Origin of the sequence: Komagataeibacter saccharivorans (assembly GCF_004348195.1) — a bacterium.
Taxonomy (GTDB): Bacteria; Pseudomonadota; Alphaproteobacteria; order Acetobacterales; family Acetobacteraceae; genus Komagataeibacter; species Komagataeibacter saccharivorans.
This window is the reverse complement of record NZ_CP036404.1, coordinates 2,243,987-2,258,939: the sequence shown is the minus strand read 5'-3', so window position 1 is coordinate 2,258,939 and position 14,953 is coordinate 2,243,987. Positions and strand designations below refer to the sequence as shown.

At 67.7% G+C, this 14,953-nt stretch carries 14 protein-coding genes; 12 read left to right on the top strand and 2 right to left on the bottom strand.

Annotated elements, in window-relative coordinates; all coding sequences use genetic code 11:
• Nucleotides 1–19: 19 nt before the first annotated feature.
• From cobN to cobJ, 5 genes are read left to right on the top strand one after another with little or no spacing between them, the layout of a single operon-like run.
• A complete protein-coding gene (cobN, locus tag KSAC_RS10370; protein WP_132305326.1) occupies nt 20–3,391 on the top strand; it encodes a cobaltochelatase subunit CobN in 3,372 nt (1,123 codons plus the stop codon).
• Nucleotides 3,388–4,623: a precorrin-3B synthase gene (gene cobG, locus KSAC_RS10365; RefSeq protein ID WP_132305325.1), complete on the top strand. Its 1,236-nt coding sequence runs from the start codon at nt 3,388–3,390 to the stop codon at nt 4,621–4,623. Before cobN ends, cobG begins: the two co-directional genes overlap by 4 nt.
• On the top strand, nt 4,620–5,261 hold the full coding sequence (locus tag KSAC_RS10360) for a precorrin-8X methylmutase (protein WP_132305324.1): 642 nt from the start codon (nt 4,620–4,622) through the stop codon (nt 5,259–5,261). The genes cobG and KSAC_RS10360 overlap by 4 nt, the downstream gene beginning before the upstream one ends.
• Nucleotides 5,258–5,983: a precorrin-2 C(20)-methyltransferase gene (locus KSAC_RS10355; protein WP_102325092.1), complete on the top strand. Its 726-nt coding sequence runs from the start codon at nt 5,258–5,260 to the stop codon at nt 5,981–5,983. The genes KSAC_RS10360 and KSAC_RS10355 overlap by 4 nt, the downstream gene beginning before the upstream one ends.
• Complete coding sequence (cobJ, locus tag KSAC_RS10350; RefSeq protein ID WP_132305323.1) at nt 5,980–6,747, top strand: precorrin-3B C(17)-methyltransferase; 768 nt, start codon at nt 5,980–5,982, stop codon at nt 6,745–6,747. The genes KSAC_RS10355 and cobJ overlap by 4 nt, the downstream gene beginning before the upstream one ends.
• On the opposite strand, the gene KSAC_RS10345 is transcribed toward cobJ, so the two are convergent.
• On the bottom strand, nt 6,717–7,487 hold the full coding sequence (locus KSAC_RS10345; protein ID WP_132305322.1) for a cobalt-precorrin-6A reductase: 771 nt from the start codon (nt 7,485–7,487) through the stop codon (nt 6,717–6,719). The genes cobJ and KSAC_RS10345 overlap by 31 nt on opposite strands.
• Nucleotides 7,488–7,519: 32 nt before the next feature.
• On the opposite strand from KSAC_RS10345, the gene cbiE reads away from it, so the two are divergent.
• Genes cbiE through cobM form a run of 3 tightly spaced genes read left to right on the top strand, consistent with a single transcriptional unit; the run spans nt 7,520 to nt 9,890 of the window.
• Nucleotides 7,520–8,770 (top strand): precorrin-6y C5,15-methyltransferase (decarboxylating) subunit CbiE, encoded by a 1,251-nt coding sequence (gene cbiE, locus KSAC_RS10340; protein WP_132305321.1) that lies wholly within the window; start codon nt 7,520–7,522, stop codon nt 8,768–8,770.
• Nucleotides 8,767–9,141, top strand: a complete 375-nt coding sequence (locus KSAC_RS10335; protein ID WP_132305320.1) for a cobalamin biosynthesis protein — start codon at nt 8,767–8,769, stop codon at nt 9,139–9,141. The genes cbiE and KSAC_RS10335 overlap by 4 nt, the downstream gene beginning before the upstream one ends.
• Nucleotides 9,138–9,890, top strand: a complete 753-nt coding sequence (cobM, locus tag KSAC_RS10330) for a precorrin-4 C(11)-methyltransferase (protein ID WP_110548018.1) — start codon at nt 9,138–9,140, stop codon at nt 9,888–9,890. Before KSAC_RS10335 ends, cobM begins: the two co-directional genes overlap by 4 nt.
• A 13-nt stretch (nt 9,891–9,903) precedes the next feature.
• On the opposite strand, the gene KSAC_RS10325 is transcribed toward cobM, so the two are convergent.
• Complete coding sequence (locus KSAC_RS10325) at nt 9,904–10,995, bottom strand: cobalt-precorrin-5B (C(1))-methyltransferase (protein WP_132305319.1); 1,092 nt, start codon at nt 10,993–10,995, stop codon at nt 9,904–9,906.
• An 88-nt stretch (nt 10,996–11,083) separates the two neighbouring features.
• Between KSAC_RS10325 and KSAC_RS10320 the strand changes: the two genes are divergently transcribed.
• The 4 genes from KSAC_RS10320 (at nt 11,084) to KSAC_RS10305 (ending at nt 14,886) form a co-directional block, all read left to right on the top strand.
• On the top strand, nt 11,084–12,403 hold the full coding sequence (locus tag KSAC_RS10320) for a cobyrinate a,c-diamide synthase (protein ID WP_243705371.1): 1,320 nt from the start codon (nt 11,084–11,086) through the stop codon (nt 12,401–12,403).
• A gap of 139 nt (nt 12,404–12,542) precedes the next feature.
• The gene (locus tag KSAC_RS10315; protein ID WP_132305317.1) at nt 12,543–12,791 is read left to right on the top strand and encodes a FeoA family protein; all 249 of its coding nucleotides are present in this window, start codon (nt 12,543–12,545) and stop codon (nt 12,789–12,791) included.
• Nucleotides 12,788–14,623 (top strand): ferrous iron transport protein B, encoded by a 1,836-nt coding sequence (feoB, locus tag KSAC_RS10310; RefSeq protein ID WP_132305315.1) that lies wholly within the window; start codon nt 12,788–12,790, stop codon nt 14,621–14,623. Before KSAC_RS10315 ends, feoB begins: the two co-directional genes overlap by 4 nt.
• Nucleotides 14,623–14,886: a DUF6587 family protein gene (locus tag KSAC_RS10305; protein WP_132305313.1), complete on the top strand. Its 264-nt coding sequence runs from the start codon at nt 14,623–14,625 to the stop codon at nt 14,884–14,886. Before feoB ends, KSAC_RS10305 begins: the two co-directional genes overlap by 1 nt.
• Nucleotides 14,887–14,953 lie beyond the last annotated feature (67 nt).

Sequence of the window (14,953 nt, the reverse complement as noted above, 5' to 3'; positions counted from 1 at the left end):
GCAGGACGGGACAGGCACCATGCATCTGCTGGCACGCGAGGTCCGCACGCTCGACGACGGCGATCAGGCGGAAGATCTGGGGCATGCCCCGGCGGATATCGTGTTCCTGTCCTTTTCGGACAGCGACCTGCTGTGCCTGAACGCCGCCCATGCGGCGGCGGACGCTCCGGCTGCCAGCCTGTGCACCGTCACCCTGTCGCGGCTGCTGCACCCGATGTCGATCGACCTGTATGTAGCCGATACCATCACGGATTCGCGCTGCGTGGTGGTGCGGCTGCTGGGGGGTCTGGATTACTGGCGTTACGGGGCGGAAGAACTGGCGCGCGCATGCGGTCAGGCGAATATCCCGCTGGCCTTCCTGTCCGGGGATGGGCGCGATGACCCGCGCCTGGCGCGGCTTTCCACCGTGGGGGACGCCACGCGCGCGCGGCTTGATGCCCTCATGCGCACGGGCGGCAGCGCCAACATGGCAACCGCCCTGCGGGTCATGGCGCATCTGGCCGGATGCGGGCCGGATGTGGATACGCCCACCATTCCCCTGCCCCCGGCGGAACTGCTGCACGCAGCCGACCCCGCCCTGCCGCTACGTGCAATGGTGGTGTTCTACCGCACGCATCTGCTGGCGGCGGATATCGCCCCCATCATGGAACTGGCCTCCGCTCTGGCCGGACACGGCATCGGGGCTGACCTGCTTTATGTCACCTCCCTGAAAGATGCCGCGTCGGCGCGGGTGGTGACGGACCGGATTGCCGCAGCCCCGCCCGACATCATCCTCAACGCCACCTTCTTTTCCACGCGGGGCAGCGATGATGGCCACAGTCCGCTGGATATGGCGGGCGTGCCGGTGCTGCAGGTGCAGCAGCCGGGTATACCCTACGCCACATGGCGCGACAGCGTGCGCGGCCTGTCACAGGCGGACCTTGCGATGCAGGTGGTGCTGCCGGAACTCGACGGGCGGATTCCCGCCTGTCCCATTTCCTTCAAGGAAGAAGCCGCGCCCGGGCTGCCCGCGCGTCATGTGCCCTACCCCGATGGCATCGCGCTGACATGCGCCCGCGCCGCCGGGTGGGCACGGCTGGGACACACGCGGCCCGACGCGCGGCACGTGGGCATCATCCTGTCCGACTATCCCGGCGCGCAGGGCGCGCCCACGGGACAGGCTGCCCACGCCGTGGGACTGGACAGTTTCGCAAGCCTCGAACACATCGTGTACCTGCTGCACGCCGCCGGATACGATACGGGTGCGGCCCCGCTGCCTACCGCACGGCAGCTTACGGATGCACTGGCCCGTGCATCCGCGCGGCCCTTTGTCTCTATCGCCACCTACCAACGCTGGTTTGACGGCCTGCCTGCGGAATCACGCGCAGCGCTCACGACCTGCTGGGGCACGCCGGAAGAAGACCCGGCCTGCCGGGACGGGATGTTTCACCTGCGCCACATGCGGGCGGGAAACATCCTGATGGCGCTGCAGCCCGACCGGGGCGCACCGGGCGACCGGCACGGGGGCTATCATGATCCCGATACCCCGCCCCGGCATGCCTATGTCGCCTTCTATCTGTGGCTGCGCCATGAAGCGGGGCTGGACGCCATGGTGCATCTGGGCACGCATGGCACGCTGGAATGGCTGCCGGGCAAGGCTGCTGCGCCCAGCGCCACCTGCTGGCCGTCATTACTGGTGGACGGGCTGCCGGTGATCTATCCCTTCATTGTCAATAACCCCGGCGAGGCCGCCGCCGCCCGGCGCAGGCTGGGGGCCGTCACCATCGGCCACATGACGCCCCCCATCGTGCCGGTCGGCACCAGCGGGACCGATACGGGCGAACTGGAACGCCTGATCGATGAATATGCGGCGGCTGATGGTCTGGACCGCAGGCGCGGGGCCATACTGCGCGGGGAAATCCTGCAACGCGCGGACAGTCTGGGCCTGCTGGGAGAAAGCGGCGCGGCCCGTGACGGGGATGAGGATGAAGCCCTCGCCCGGCTGGATGCCTATCTGTGCGATGTGAAGGACCTGCAGATCCGCGACGGGCTGCATGTCTTTGGCCACCCGCCGCCACGGGCGGATGAACTGGCGCGGGCCATCGCGCATTCGTGCAACATGACCGATGGCGAGGAAATCGCCACCCGCCTGCACGCATGCGGACAGGCGGAAAGCAATGCGCTGCTGGCCGCGCTGGATGGCCGGTTCGTTCCCGCAGGCCCGGCTGGCGCGCCCACGCGCGGGCGTGCCGATGTGCTGCCCACGGGACGCAACCTGTATGCCATGGACCCGCGCGCCATCCCCACCCGTTCGGCGCTGGTGCTGGCCGAACGCACCGCCGCCATACTGATTGAAGGGCATCTTCAGGATCAGGGCGAACCGCTGCGCAGCCTTGTGATCGACCTGTGGGGTTCGGCCAGCCTGCGCACGGGGGGCGAGGATCTGGCCCTTGCGCTGCTGCTTATGGGGGTCAGGCCGGTATGGGATGACGCATCGGGCCGTATCACCGGGATCGAGATCGTCCCCATGGCCGAACTGGGCCGTCCGCGCGTGGATGTCACGCTACGGCTGTCGGGCCTGTTCCGCGATGCCTTTCCGGGTCAGATCGCCCTGTTTGAACAGGCGGTGCAGGCCATTGCGGGGCGCGATTTCGAAGCCCCGGACCTCAACCCGCTGGCCGCCAGTGTCACCGGACTGGACGGCCCGGCCCGCCACGCCGCCACCGCGCGCATGTTCGGCGCCGCGCCCGGTTCCTATGGCAGCGGGGTGGAAGACCTGCTGGCCGGGGGGGCATGGACCGGACGCGATGAACTGGGGCAGGCATGGCTGGCAGGCTCGGCATGGACCTATGGCGGCCAGCGTGAAGGCGGGCAGGACCCGGCCGCACTGGCGCAGCGCATGGCGCAGGCGGCAGTCATGCTGCATGTACAGGACAACGCGGAAACCGATATTCTGGAAAGCGTGGACATCGCCACACATGAAGGCGGCATGGCGGCGGCGGCAGGCATGCTGGGCAATGCGCCGCGCCTGCTGCATGGCGATACGTCCCGCCCGGATACGCCCCGCCTGCGCGCCACGGCGCAGGAAGTGGCCCGCGTGACGCGCGGTCGTCTGGTCAACCCGGCCTGGCTTGCGGGCATGCGCCGCCATGGCTACCGGGGCGCAGCCGAAATCGCGCGCGGCATGGAAGCCCTGCATGGCTTTGCCGCGACTTTGCCCACACGCTTCGACCGGCAGTTCGACCTGACTTTCGGCGCGCTGCTGGACGATCCGGAAATGGAGGCTTTCCTGCGCGAAGCCAATCCCGATGCCCATGCCGCCATCCGTCGGCTGCTGGCCGATGCGATGCGGCGCGACCTGTGGCGACCGCGCAGCAACAGCGCCGGGCTGCTGCTGGATGATGCTTCATGACCATCGCCCCCAGCGTGCGCGGCTGGTGCCCCGGCCTGCATACCCCCATGGAAGCCGCCGATGGCTGGCTGGTACGCGTGCGCCCGCCCCTTGGCCGCCTGTCCGCGCTTCAGGCACGCCAGATCGCGCAGGCGGCGCGGCGGCATGGCAATGGCCTGATCGAACTGACCAGCCGGGGCAACCTGCAACTGCGCGGCCTGACACCCGACAGCACGCGTGCTTTCGCCCGTGACATGCACGCCGCCGGTCTGGCCAGCGCGGATGCGGCGACGGAGGCCCGGCGCGGGCTGCTGCTCTCCCCACTGGCGGGGCTGGACCCGCACGCAGCGGCTGACGCGCCTGCCGTCATATGTGCGCTTGATGCCGCGCTGGCCACCGCCGATACCCTGTGCGGACTGCCTGCCAAATTCCTGATCGCCGTTGACTGCGGCGGCCATATCCCGGCGGGCACATTGCGCGCCGATATCGTTGTCCGCGCCTGCCCCACCGGCTGGCTGGTCATATGCGGCGCGCGGGGCCTGCCCTGTACCGGCGCACGGGTTCCCGCCACGGTTCTTGCACTGGCCCATGCGCTGGCTGCCACCGGCGCACGTAGCCGTCCCCTGCGTGATGCGGGACTGGGACGCGCGGCCTTTGCGCAGTCTGGCCTGCTGGCCGATACGGTGGAAATCCCAGCCGCAACCGGGGCGACACCGCAACTGGCCGGTCCGCTGCCCGGCAATGCCATGGGCGCGGTCCTGCCCTCCGGCCCGATTGACGCCGACATACTGGAAGCCGTGGCGGACTGGTCCGAAACCGCAGGCAACGGCCATATGCGCATTGCCCCGTGGCGCGCGATCATACTGGAAGACTGTGCTGCGCCACCGCCAGTGCCCGGCCTGATCGCCACACCCGATGATCCGCGCCTGCGCATATCGGCCTGTATCGGCATGCGCGGCTGTGGCTGTGCGCCGCGCGACGTCATTGCGGATGCGGCCTGTCTGGCCCCCGACCTGCCACCGGGCGTGAGCCTGCACGTATCGGGCTGCACCAAGGGATGCGCCCATCCGGCCCCCGCCGACATCACGCTGGTCGCCGGACAGGATGGCTATGCCCTGTGTCCGCATGGCCGGGCGGACGATACGCCTGTAGACATCGGGCTTTCGCTGGCACAGATACATCCCATCGTGCGGGGCTGGTCCCCGCAACAGGGCGATGCCTCGCCACAGAACGGGAGAACTGGACCGGCATGACCGCGCAAACGGAACCGTACGACTACATCCATGACGGGGCGGCGATCTATGCCCGTTCCTTTGCCATCATCCGGTCCGAAGCGGACCTCAGCGGCCTGAATGAGGCGGAAGCCCGCGTGGTCGTACGCATCATCCATGCCTGCGGCATGGTGGACGTGGCGCAGGCCGTCCGCATGTCACCCGATTTCGTCAGCAGCGCACGCGCCGCCCTGCTGGCGGCCAGGCCGGTCCTGTGTGATGCGAACATGGTCGCCCATGGCGTGACCCGTGCGCGCCTGCCCGCCGATAACCCGGTCATCTGCACGCTGCGCGATCCGCGCACACCCGAACTGGCCCGGACGATCGGCAATACCCGTTCCGCCGCCGCGATGGACCTGTGGGGCGATGATCTGGCGGGGGCAGTCGTCGCCATCGGCAATGCACCGACAGCACTGTTCCACCTGCTGGAAATGATCCGGGCAGGCGCGCCACGGCCCGCGGCGGTGATCGGCATGCCGGTCGGTTTCGTCGGGGCCGCCGAATCGAAAGAGGCGCTGGCCGAATTCGGCGACCTGCCCTTCATCATCGTGCGTGGTCGTCTGGGCGGCAGCGCCATGGCGGCGGCGACCGTCAACGCACTGGCGAGCGAGGCGGAATGACCACTGGCCACCTGTCCATTCTGGGCATGGGACCGGGTGATCCCGAACTCATGACCCTGAAGGCCGCGCGCCTGCTGCGCGAAAGCCCGGTCGTCGCATGGTTCTGCCGCCATGACCGCCCCGGCCATGCCCGTGAGATCGCGGGGGATCTGGTCTCCCCCACCGCCACGACGCTGCGCTTCGCCTATCCCTTCACCACGGAAATCCCGGTCAGCGATCCCGCCTATCTGGTGCGCATGGCACGATTCTACGATGACTGCGCCGGGCGGATCGCAACCTGCCTGCGTGACGGGCAGGATGTCGCCCTGCTGTGCGAGGGCGATCCGTTCCTGTTCGGATCGGCCATGTATGTATTCGACCGCCTGCATGACCGTTTCCCCTGCACCATCGTGCCGGGCATTACCGCCATGGCCGGATGCTGGTCGGTGGCGCAGGCCCCGATGGTACATGGCGATGACGTGCTGTGCGTCATTCCCGGCACGCTGGATGCCGTATCCCTGACCACGCGGCTGGAACAGGCCGATGCCGCCGTCATCATGAAACTGGGCCGCAATCTTGAAAAGATCCGCACCGCCCTGCGCCAGACCGGGCGGGAGGAACGGGCGATCTACGTGGAACGCGCCACCCAGCCGCAGCAACGCTGCATGAAGCTGACCGAAATGCAGGGGCCTGCCCCCTATTTTTCCATTATCCTCGTGCCCGGTCGGGAGGACGCACGATGACGGAAAACCGGGGTCGCATCCTTGTCGTCGGGCTGGGACCCGGCGCACTGGCGCAGCGCACGCCGCAGGCCGATGCGGCGCTGGCGCAGGCAACCGACCTGATCGGTTACGCACCCTACGTCGCCCGCGTTCAGGCCGGGCCGGAAGTGATACGGCATGCAAGCGACAACCGCGTGGAACTGGATCGTGCCCGCCATGCCGTGGAACTGGCGCTGGCGGGGCGGGTCGTGGCGGTCGTATCGGGTGGTGATGCGGGCGTATTCGGCATGGCCAGCGCCGTGTTCGAGGCCATCGACCACGGCCCCGCCGCATGGCGCGGGGTTGAGGTAACCGTCATTCCCGGCATTTCCGCCGTACTGGCGGCGGCGGCACGGCTGGGTGCGCCGCTGGGGGGGGATTTCTGCGTCATTTCCCTGTCCGACAACCTCAAGCCGCGTGAGGTCGTCCATCGCAGGCTGGCGGCGGCGGCACAGGCGGGGCTGGTCATCGCGCTCTATAATCCCCGCTCCCGCGCACGACCCGACCAGCTCGGCGAAGCACTGGACCTGCTGCGCACCATCCTGCCCCCCACCGTGCCGGTCGCCTTCGCCCGTGCCATCGGCAGGCCCGATGAACGCGTTATCCTGACCGACATCGCCAGTGCCGACCCCGAACAGGTGGACATGAGCACGCTGGTGCTGATCGGCTGCCCGCTGACCCATGTCATCAACCGGGCGGATGGGGGCCAGTGGCTTTACACGTCACGCAGGGTGGACGCGCCGTGATCATGCAGGGCGTCCAGCCATGCCATGGCGGCCGTGGCGTCGGGCACGACCGGGGCCGGGGCAAGAACGGGCCGGGCGACCATGATTACCGCCACCCCCAGCCTGCGCGCGGCGACAAGTTTGCCCGCCGTGGCCATGCCACCGGAATTCTTGGTGACGATCACGTCAATCCGTTCGGTGCGCAGCAGGGTTTCCTCCGCCGCCTCATCAAAGGGACCACGCGCCTGCAGCACCCGCGCGCCCGGCGGCAGCAGGGCGGAATCGGGCCGGTCCACGCTACGCAGCAGCCAGTCATGCCGGTCCATCGTGGCAAAGGGCAGCAGATCCTTGCGCCCGACCGTCAGCAGCACGCGCCGGGGCACCGTGCCCAGCGCACAGGCTGCGGCCTGCATGTCGGGCACGAGGGTCCAGTCATCGCCCGCAACGGGTGTCCAGCCGGGCCGCTCCACCCGCAGCAGCGGCACGCCCGCCTGCGTACAGGCCTGTACCGCATTGCCACTGATCTGCGCGGCAAAGGGATGGGTGGCGTCAATGACCGCCTCGATACCATGGGTTTCCAGCCATGCCCGCAGTCCCGCCATGCCGCCGAACCCGCCGATGCGTACATCCAGCGCGGGCAGCACCGGCGCGCGCGTCGCCCCGGCAAGGGAAACGGTAGCCTGAAAGCGCCCGGTCCGTGCTTCCAGCAGGCCGTAAAGCGCACGTGCCTCCGTAGTGCCGCCCAGAACCAGAACCCGCATCCCTATCCTCCTGCATGCGCGATGGGTGCCGCATGAACACGCCATGGCTGCACGTTATCGGCATTGGGGAAGACGGTGTCGAGGGGCTGTCCGCCGCCAGCCGTGCGCTGATCGCCGGTGCGGAACTGGTGGCGGGCGGCGCGCGTCATCTGGAACTGGCCGAATCCCTTATTACGGGACGCATGCTGCCGTGGCCGCATCCCTTTGCCGCGGGTGTAGCGGAACTGCTGACATGGCGCGGCAGGACGGTCTGTGTGCTGGCATCGGGCGATCCGTTCCTGTTCGGCGTCGGGGTCACGCTGCGCCGCCATGTCCCGATGGGTGAAATGGTCTGCCTGCCCGCTCCGTCCTCGGTCGCGCTGGCGTGCAACCTGCTGGGCTGGGCGGAACAGGACGTGGCCGTGCTGTCGCTATGCGGTCGCCCGATGGAAGCCTGCGCGCCCTCCCTCCAGCCCAGCGCGCGGCTGGTTGTCCTGTCCGCCGATGAACATACGCCCGCTGCCTTCGCACGGTGGCTGGACCAGCGCGGTTTTGGGGCTTCCACGCTTCATATCCTTGGCGCGCTGGGCGGAGCGGAGCAGACGCATGAGGTCCTGACGGTTGCCGCGCTGGCAGGCGACAGGGCAGCATCCATCCCCCGGCTGAACCTTATGGCGCTGGAAATCGTGGCGGAGCGGGACGCGCATGTCATTCCGCTGGCCTGCGGGCTGCCGGATGAACTGTTCGAGCATGACGGGCAGATTACGAAGCGTGAAATCCGTGCCGCCACCCTGTCCGCCCTTGCACCCCGGCGGGGGGAAATGCTGTGGGATATTGGCGGTGGATCGGGTTCGATCGGCATCGAATGGATGCTGCGCCACCCCGCCAACCGGGCCATCGCCATTGAAAAATCGGCCACGCGCGGCGCGCGCATCGCACGCAACGCGCTCAGCCTGGGCGTGCCCGCCCTGCGCGTCGTTGCAGGCGAGGCCCCGGCTGTCCTCACACAGATGCTGGCCGACGGTGTGGACGCGCCCGACGCCATTTTCATCGGTGGCGGCACCAGCAATCCGGGCATGCTGGAGGCGGCGTGGCAGGCGCTGCGCCCCGGTGGCAGGCTGGTCGCCAATGCCGTGACGCTGGAAAGCGAGACGGCATTGGCCGCCGCCCATGCACGTTGGGGCGGCACGCTGACGCGCATGCAGGTCGAGCGACTGGAACAGATCGGACGTTTCCACGGTTTCCGGCCCGGCATGACCGTCACGCTATATGCCGCGCAGCGTCCTGATGGCGCGCGCGCATGATCGTGGCCGGACTGGGCCTGCGCAGCGGGTGTGACAGGCAGGTGATCCTTGACCTGCTCCATGCGGCGCAGGAGTGCTGCGGCAGGCAGGCGGACCTTGTGGCCGTGCCCGCCTTCCGGTACGACGAGCCCGGCCTGCGGGCCGCCGTCGCCCATCTGGGCCTGATGCTGCGCGGGGTGACACGGGCGCAGTTGCTGGCCGCGCAGCCCCGCTGCATCAGCCATTCCGCCCGGGCGCTGGCGGCTACTGGCGTAGCTTCCGTTGCGGAAGGGTGCGCCCTTGCGGTGGCGGGACCGCGATCGAGACTTGTCGTGCCGCGCCTGACCGGCACCCACGCAACATGTGCCATGGCACAGGGAGAGGATGCATGACCGTACACTTCATCGGCGCCGGGCCAGGCGCTGCCGACCTGCTGACCCTGCGCGGGCGCGACCTTCTGGCGAAATGCCCGGTCTGTCTGTACGCGGGTTCGATCGTACCCGTGGAAATGCTGGAACACTGCCCGGACGATGCGCGGCTGGTGGATACCGCCCCGCTGACGCTGGACCTGATCGAGCAGGAATATATCCGCGCCCATGCGGCGGGACAGGACGTGGCGCGCCTGCATTCGGGCGACCTGTCGGTCTACAGCGCCGTGGCCGAACAGATCCGCAGGCTGGACCGCAATAACATCCCGTGGACCATGACACCGGGCGTACCGGCGTTTGCCGCCGCCGCCTCCGTGCTGGGACGTGAACTGACCGTGCCGGAAGTCGCGCAGAGCGTGGTGCTGACGCGTGTCAGCGGCCGGGCCTCCGCCATGCCGGAACGTGAAAAACTGGCCGCCTTTGGCGCAACGGGAGCAACGCTTGCGATCCATCTGGCCATCCATGTGCTGGACCAGATCGTAGCCGACCTGATCCCGTTTTATGGCGCGGACTGTCCGGTCGCCATCGTGGCGCGGGCGACATGGCCGGACCAGTTGGTGTTACGCGGCACATTGGGCGACATAAGCGAACAGCTTGCCGAAAATCCCATCGAGCGCACGGCGCTCGTTCTGGTCGGGCGCGCGCTGGGCACGCATGATTTCCGCGAAAGCGCGCTCTACAACCCCGACTATCACCGCCGCTTCCGTTCCTGAGCCAGCAGGCCGGTTACCGCGTAACGGGATGCGGGCCATGGCGGGCCACCATCTGGCCCGCGCGATCGAACAACAGCACATCCAGCATGCAGTCCGCGCCCGCCAGCACATCGCATGCAGTCTGCCACGCAGCCCGCGCCACGACCGGGCCAAGGGGCACCCCCGCTTCGATCGCAAGGGCAAAGGCCGCCGCGACGGAATGGGAGCGCGCAATGTCCGCCACCACACCTGCCGTCGCACCCTGTGCGCGGGCAAGATCCGCCACACGTCCCATATCGGCCTGTCCCCGGCGGGAATGCAGGTCCAGAAAACCCTGCGCCAGCTTGGTCATCTTGGCCACGCCCCCCGCCACCGTAATGTGGTCCACGGGGTGGCGGCGCAGGTATTTGAGCAGCCCCCCGGCAAAATCACCCATTTCCAGCATGGCTTCGGGCGGCAGGCCATACAGCGCCTGTGTCGCCCGTTCCGACACATCGCCCGTGCAGCCCGCCACATGCCGCAGCCCGAGCGCGCGCGCCACGTCCACGCCACGATGGATGCTGTCAATCCACGCGGCGCAGGAAAATGGCACCACGATGCCCGTCGTGCCCAGGACCGACAGTCCCCCCACAATACCCAGACGGCCATTAAGCGTATGCCGCGCCATATCCTGCCCGCCGGGGATGGAGACGGTGACTTCCACATCCGGCTCATACCCGCTCACGGCACTCAATGCCGTGCGGATCATGTGGCGCGGGACGGGATTGATGGCAGGCTCCCCCGGCGGTAGCGGCAGGCCCGGCAGGGTGACGGTGCCCACCCCCTCGCCCGCGCGAAATACCACCCCGCTGCCCGGTGGCGCATGACGGACGGTAGCGCGCACATGTGCGCCATGGGTCACGTCCGGATCGTCGCCCGCGTCCTTGACCACCTCCGCCCATGCGCTATCCCCCTCATATCCATGGGCGGCAAGGGCAAAGGCGACATGCTGGCCGCCCGGAAGCGTTATGGTTACGGGGTCTGGAAAACCGGGCCCGCACAGGCCGCCCCACGCGGCACGGGCGGCAGCAGTGGCGCAACTGCCTGTAGTCCAGCCCCGACGCAGGCTGGTATGGGAACGCTCCATCGGGATGACCTTCTTTTCCGATACGGATAACTAGGATGGCAGGCAACGGCATGGGTTCCGTCGCCACGGTCTAGCAGGAACGGACATGATGACACGAGGCCTGATGATAGCCGCCCCACGTTCGGGCGGTGGCAAGACGACCCTGACGCTGGCCCTGCTTGCCGCCCTGCGGGACCGCGGCGTGGCCGTGCGCGGGGCAAAGACGGGACCGGACTATATCGACCCTGCGTTCCATGAGGCCCTGACAGGTCATGCCAGCCTCAATCTCGATAGCTGGGCCATGCCGCCTGCCCTGCTGGACAATGTGATGGCGCGCAGCCTGTCCGGCTGCGACATGCTGGTAACGGAAGCCTCCATGGGGCTGTTTGACGGGCTGCTGGGGCCGGATGGCGCCCGGGGAGCGCCCGCGGACATCGCCGCGCGCTACGGCCTGCCGGTGGTGCTGGTGCTGGACATTTCCGGTCAGGGCCAGTCGGCGGCGGCGACGGCGCTGGGTTTTGCAACGCTGGACCCGGCGGTGCGGGTGGCGGGCGTCATCCTGAACCGTGTTGGCTCCCCCCGTCATGCCGCGATGGCGACACAGGCCATTACCGCAACCGGCATCCCCGTTCTGGGCGCGTTCGGGCGGGATGCGCAGTTGCAGATGCCCGAACGGCATCTGGGACTGGTACAGGCGCGCGAACATGACGGGCTGCATCAACTGGCCGCACGTCTGGCCGCGCAGGCCCGGCGCGATCTGGACCTTGACGCCATCATCGCATGCGCAGCACCCCCGCGCATCGCCCCGATGGGGGGCGCCACCGTCGCGCTATCCCCGCCGGGCCAGCGGATTGCGGTGGCGGATGATGCCGCCTTTTCCTTTCTGTATGGCCATATCGCCGCAAGCTGGCGCGCGGCGGGGGCGGAACTGCATTCCTTTTCCCCCCTGAATGACGAAGGCCCGGCGGATGACTGCGATGCCTGCTGGCTGCCCGGTGGCTATCCCGAACTGCATGCGGGCCAACTGGCGGCAGCGGAAAACTTCCGGGGTGTGCTGTCCCGTTTCGCCGCCACCCGGCCCGTGCATGGGGAATGCGGGGGCTTCATGGTGCTGGGCCAGAGTCTGACCGATAAAACCGGCCAGACCCATCGCATGACCGGCCTGCTGGGTCATGCCACGTCCTTCGCCACCCGTCGCATGAACCTTGGCTACCGTGCCGCCACACTGCGCCATGACTGCGCCATAGGCCGGGCGGGAGATACGCTACGCGGGCACGAATTCCACTATGCCACGGTGACTGACCCCGGCCATGACGAGGCACTGGCCGACATGCGCGATGGCTATGGTGTGGAACGCGGCGCGGGTGGTGGGCGACGTGGTTATGTATCGGGCACGTTCTTTCACGTGCTGGCGGCGTGTCCATCATGAACATGGCGGCGCATGCAGGGTAAACATACCCGTAATGGTGGCAGCACAGGGATCGGGACAAAGATGATGGACACCATTACGGTTCATATTTAATAATAATTATTATTACTTACTTATATTGTCCGGATTAAACCCGCCAATGCGACTGAGCGACCTGCCACGTGGCACCGATGCCATAATCGACCACGTGGACGATCATGCCAAAACCGACCCCGTCGCGCGGCGCCTGCGGGAACTGGGATTCGTGCCGGGTGAACCGGTGCGGGTGGTCGCAACCGCCCCGCTGGGGGGCGATCCGCTGGCGGTGCGCATCGGGTTTACCCGCTTCGCCCTGCGTCGCACGGAAGCGGACCGCGTGGTTATCCACCCGGTGAAAGAACTGGCATGACCACCCTGAACATCGCGCTGGTCGGCAATCCGAACTGTGGCAAGACCGCCCTGTTCAACCTGCTGACCGGCAGCCGGCAGAAAGTGGCGAACTATGCCGGCGCGACGGTCGAACGCAAGGAAGGCTGGTTTACCACACCCGGGGGCCGCCGTATCCGGCTGCTGGACCTGCCTGGCGCGTACAGCCTGAACGCCACCAGCCCCGATGAAGCGGTAACGCGCGATGTCTGTGCTGGGACCTATCGCGGGGAGGCCGCACCCGACCTGCTGGTCTGCGTGGCGGACGCCACCAACCTGCGGCTGCACCTGCGTTTCGTGCTGGAAATGCGGGCCATGGGCCGTCCCCTTGTGCTGGCGCTGAACATGATCGACGCCGCCAGACGCAACGGCATGGAAATCGACCTGCCGCGCCTGCAGGCGGAACTGGGCATGGTGGTGATCCCCACGATCGGCGTCCGGCGCGACGGCGCGCGCGAACTGTTGGCGGAACTGGACGGGACGCCACCCCCCGTACCCGCGCCACTGCCCGAAGGCACGGACCTGCACGCGCTGGTGCGCCAGATCCTGTCGGACTGCGTGACGCAGTCTTCCCCCCTGTCCGACCGGATCGAGGAACGGCTTGACCGCTGGGTGCTGCATCCGGTGTGGGGGCCGGTCATCCTGATCGTGCTGCTGTTCTTCATGTTTCAGGCGGTATTTGCCTGGGCACAGCCCCTTATGGATGCAATCGATGCGGGCATGGGGATGCTGGGGCAGAAGATCGGCACGCTCATGCCCGATGGCGTCCTGCGCAGCCTGATCGTGGATGGCGTGATCGCGGGCGCGGGCAGCGTGGTGACATTCCTGCCACAGATCCTGATCCTGTTCGCATGGATACTGGTGCTGGAGGAATCGGGGTACCTGCCCCGCGCGGCCTTCCTGCTCGACCGGCTCATGTCCTTTGCCGGGCTGAGCGGGCGATCCTTCATTCCGCTGCTGTCCAGCTTCGCCTGCGCGGTACCAGGCATCATGTCCACGCGCACGATCCAGAATCCGCGCGACCGGCTGGTCACGATCCTGATCGCCCCGCTCATGACGTGTTCGGCGCGCCTGCCGGTCTATACGCTGCTGATCGGGGCCTTCATACCGCATCGTAACATCGCCCATTTCCTGAACCTTCAGGGGCTGGTCCTGTTCGGCCTGTACGCAGTAGCCATTGCTTCCGCCCTGGTGGTCGCGCGCGTACTGCGCTGGCGCAATGCCGACCGGCAGGAAGCCACGCTGCTTATGGAACTGCCCGCCTACCGGGTACCCAACCCCCGCGATCTGGCGCTGGGGCTGTGGGAACGGGCGCGCATATTCCTTTTGCGCGTAGGCACGACCATTGTCTCGCTTACCGTCATGCTGTGGGGGCTTTCCAGCTTTCCCGCCCCGCCCGCAGGCGCGCAGGGTCCGGCAATCGACTGGAGCTTCGCGGGCAGGATCGGCCATCTTATGCTGCCGGTTTTCGCCCCGCTGGGTTTCAACTGGCAGATCTGCGTCGCGCTGATCCCCGGTCTCGCCGCGCGTGAGGTGGCGGTAGGCGCGCTGGCCACCGTCTATTCCCTTGGCTCGGGCACCGATACGGATCAGGCGGCACTTCAGCTTGGCCAGATGCTGCCCACGCACTGGGGCGTGCCAACCGCCCTGTCCCTGCTGGCATGGTATGTCTACGCACCGCAATGTGTCGCGACACTGGCCGTCATCCGGCGCGAAACCGCATCGTGGCGGGTGGTCGCCATCGCCGCGGGTTACCTGTTCGCCCTTGCCTACGCCGCATCGTTCCTGACCTATCACATCGCCCGGATGTTCTGATGGGGCCCCACCACATCATCCAGACAGTGCTGGCCTGCGCGATGGTGCTGGCCTGTGGGCTGTACTGGGCCGGGCGACTGTTTCCTGCCGCCAGCCGCAGGGGATGGAGCAGCATGACAGCCATCCTGCGCGGGCTGCATGCACCGGCGGCCATGATCCATTATGCCGACCGCCGCAGCCGGCCCCGCAACCGGACAGGATGTGGCGGCTGTTCGGGTTGTGCGGACAGAAACTGCACGCCTGGCGCCGGACCTGACAGGTAATCCGGTTCACTGCTGATCCAACTGACAGCTACAGTGCCATTGCGGGCAGGATATGGCGATAAATTAT

Bases quoted from the DNA above. Each gene is read 5' to 3' on its own strand.
- cobN (WP_132305326.1), top strand. From the start codon at position 20: ATGCATCTGCTGGCACGCGAGGTCCGCACGCTCGACGACGGCGATCAG.
- cobG (WP_132305325.1), top strand. From the start codon at position 3,388: ATGACCATCGCCCCCAGCGTGCGCGGCTGGTGCCCCGGCCTGCATACC.
- KSAC_RS10360 (WP_132305324.1), top strand. From the start codon at position 4,620: ATGACCGCGCAAACGGAACCGTACGACTACATCCATGACGGGGCGGCG.
- KSAC_RS10355 (WP_102325092.1), top strand. From the start codon at position 5,258: ATGACCACTGGCCACCTGTCCATTCTGGGCATGGGACCGGGTGATCCC.
- cobJ (WP_132305323.1), top strand. From the start codon at position 5,980: ATGACGGAAAACCGGGGTCGCATCCTTGTCGTCGGGCTGGGACCCGGC.
- KSAC_RS10345 (WP_132305322.1), bottom strand. From the start codon at position 7,487: ATGCGGGTTCTGGTTCTGGGCGGCACTACGGAGGCACGTGCGCTTTAC.
- cbiE (WP_132305321.1), top strand. From the start codon at position 7,520: ATGAACACGCCATGGCTGCACGTTATCGGCATTGGGGAAGACGGTGTC.
- KSAC_RS10335 (WP_132305320.1), top strand. From the start codon at position 8,767: ATGATCGTGGCCGGACTGGGCCTGCGCAGCGGGTGTGACAGGCAGGTG.
- cobM (WP_110548018.1), top strand. From the start codon at position 9,138: ATGACCGTACACTTCATCGGCGCCGGGCCAGGCGCTGCCGACCTGCTG.
- KSAC_RS10325 (WP_132305319.1), bottom strand. From the start codon at position 10,995: ATGGAGCGTTCCCATACCAGCCTGCGTCGGGGCTGGACTACAGGCAGT.
- KSAC_RS10320 (WP_243705371.1), top strand. From the start codon at position 11,084: ATGACACGAGGCCTGATGATAGCCGCCCCACGTTCGGGCGGTGGCAAG.
- KSAC_RS10315 (WP_132305317.1), top strand. From the start codon at position 12,543: ATGCGACTGAGCGACCTGCCACGTGGCACCGATGCCATAATCGACCAC.
- feoB (WP_132305315.1), top strand. From the start codon at position 12,788: ATGACCACCCTGAACATCGCGCTGGTCGGCAATCCGAACTGTGGCAAG.
- KSAC_RS10305 (WP_132305313.1), top strand. From the start codon at position 14,623: ATGGGGCCCCACCACATCATCCAGACAGTGCTGGCCTGCGCGATGGTG.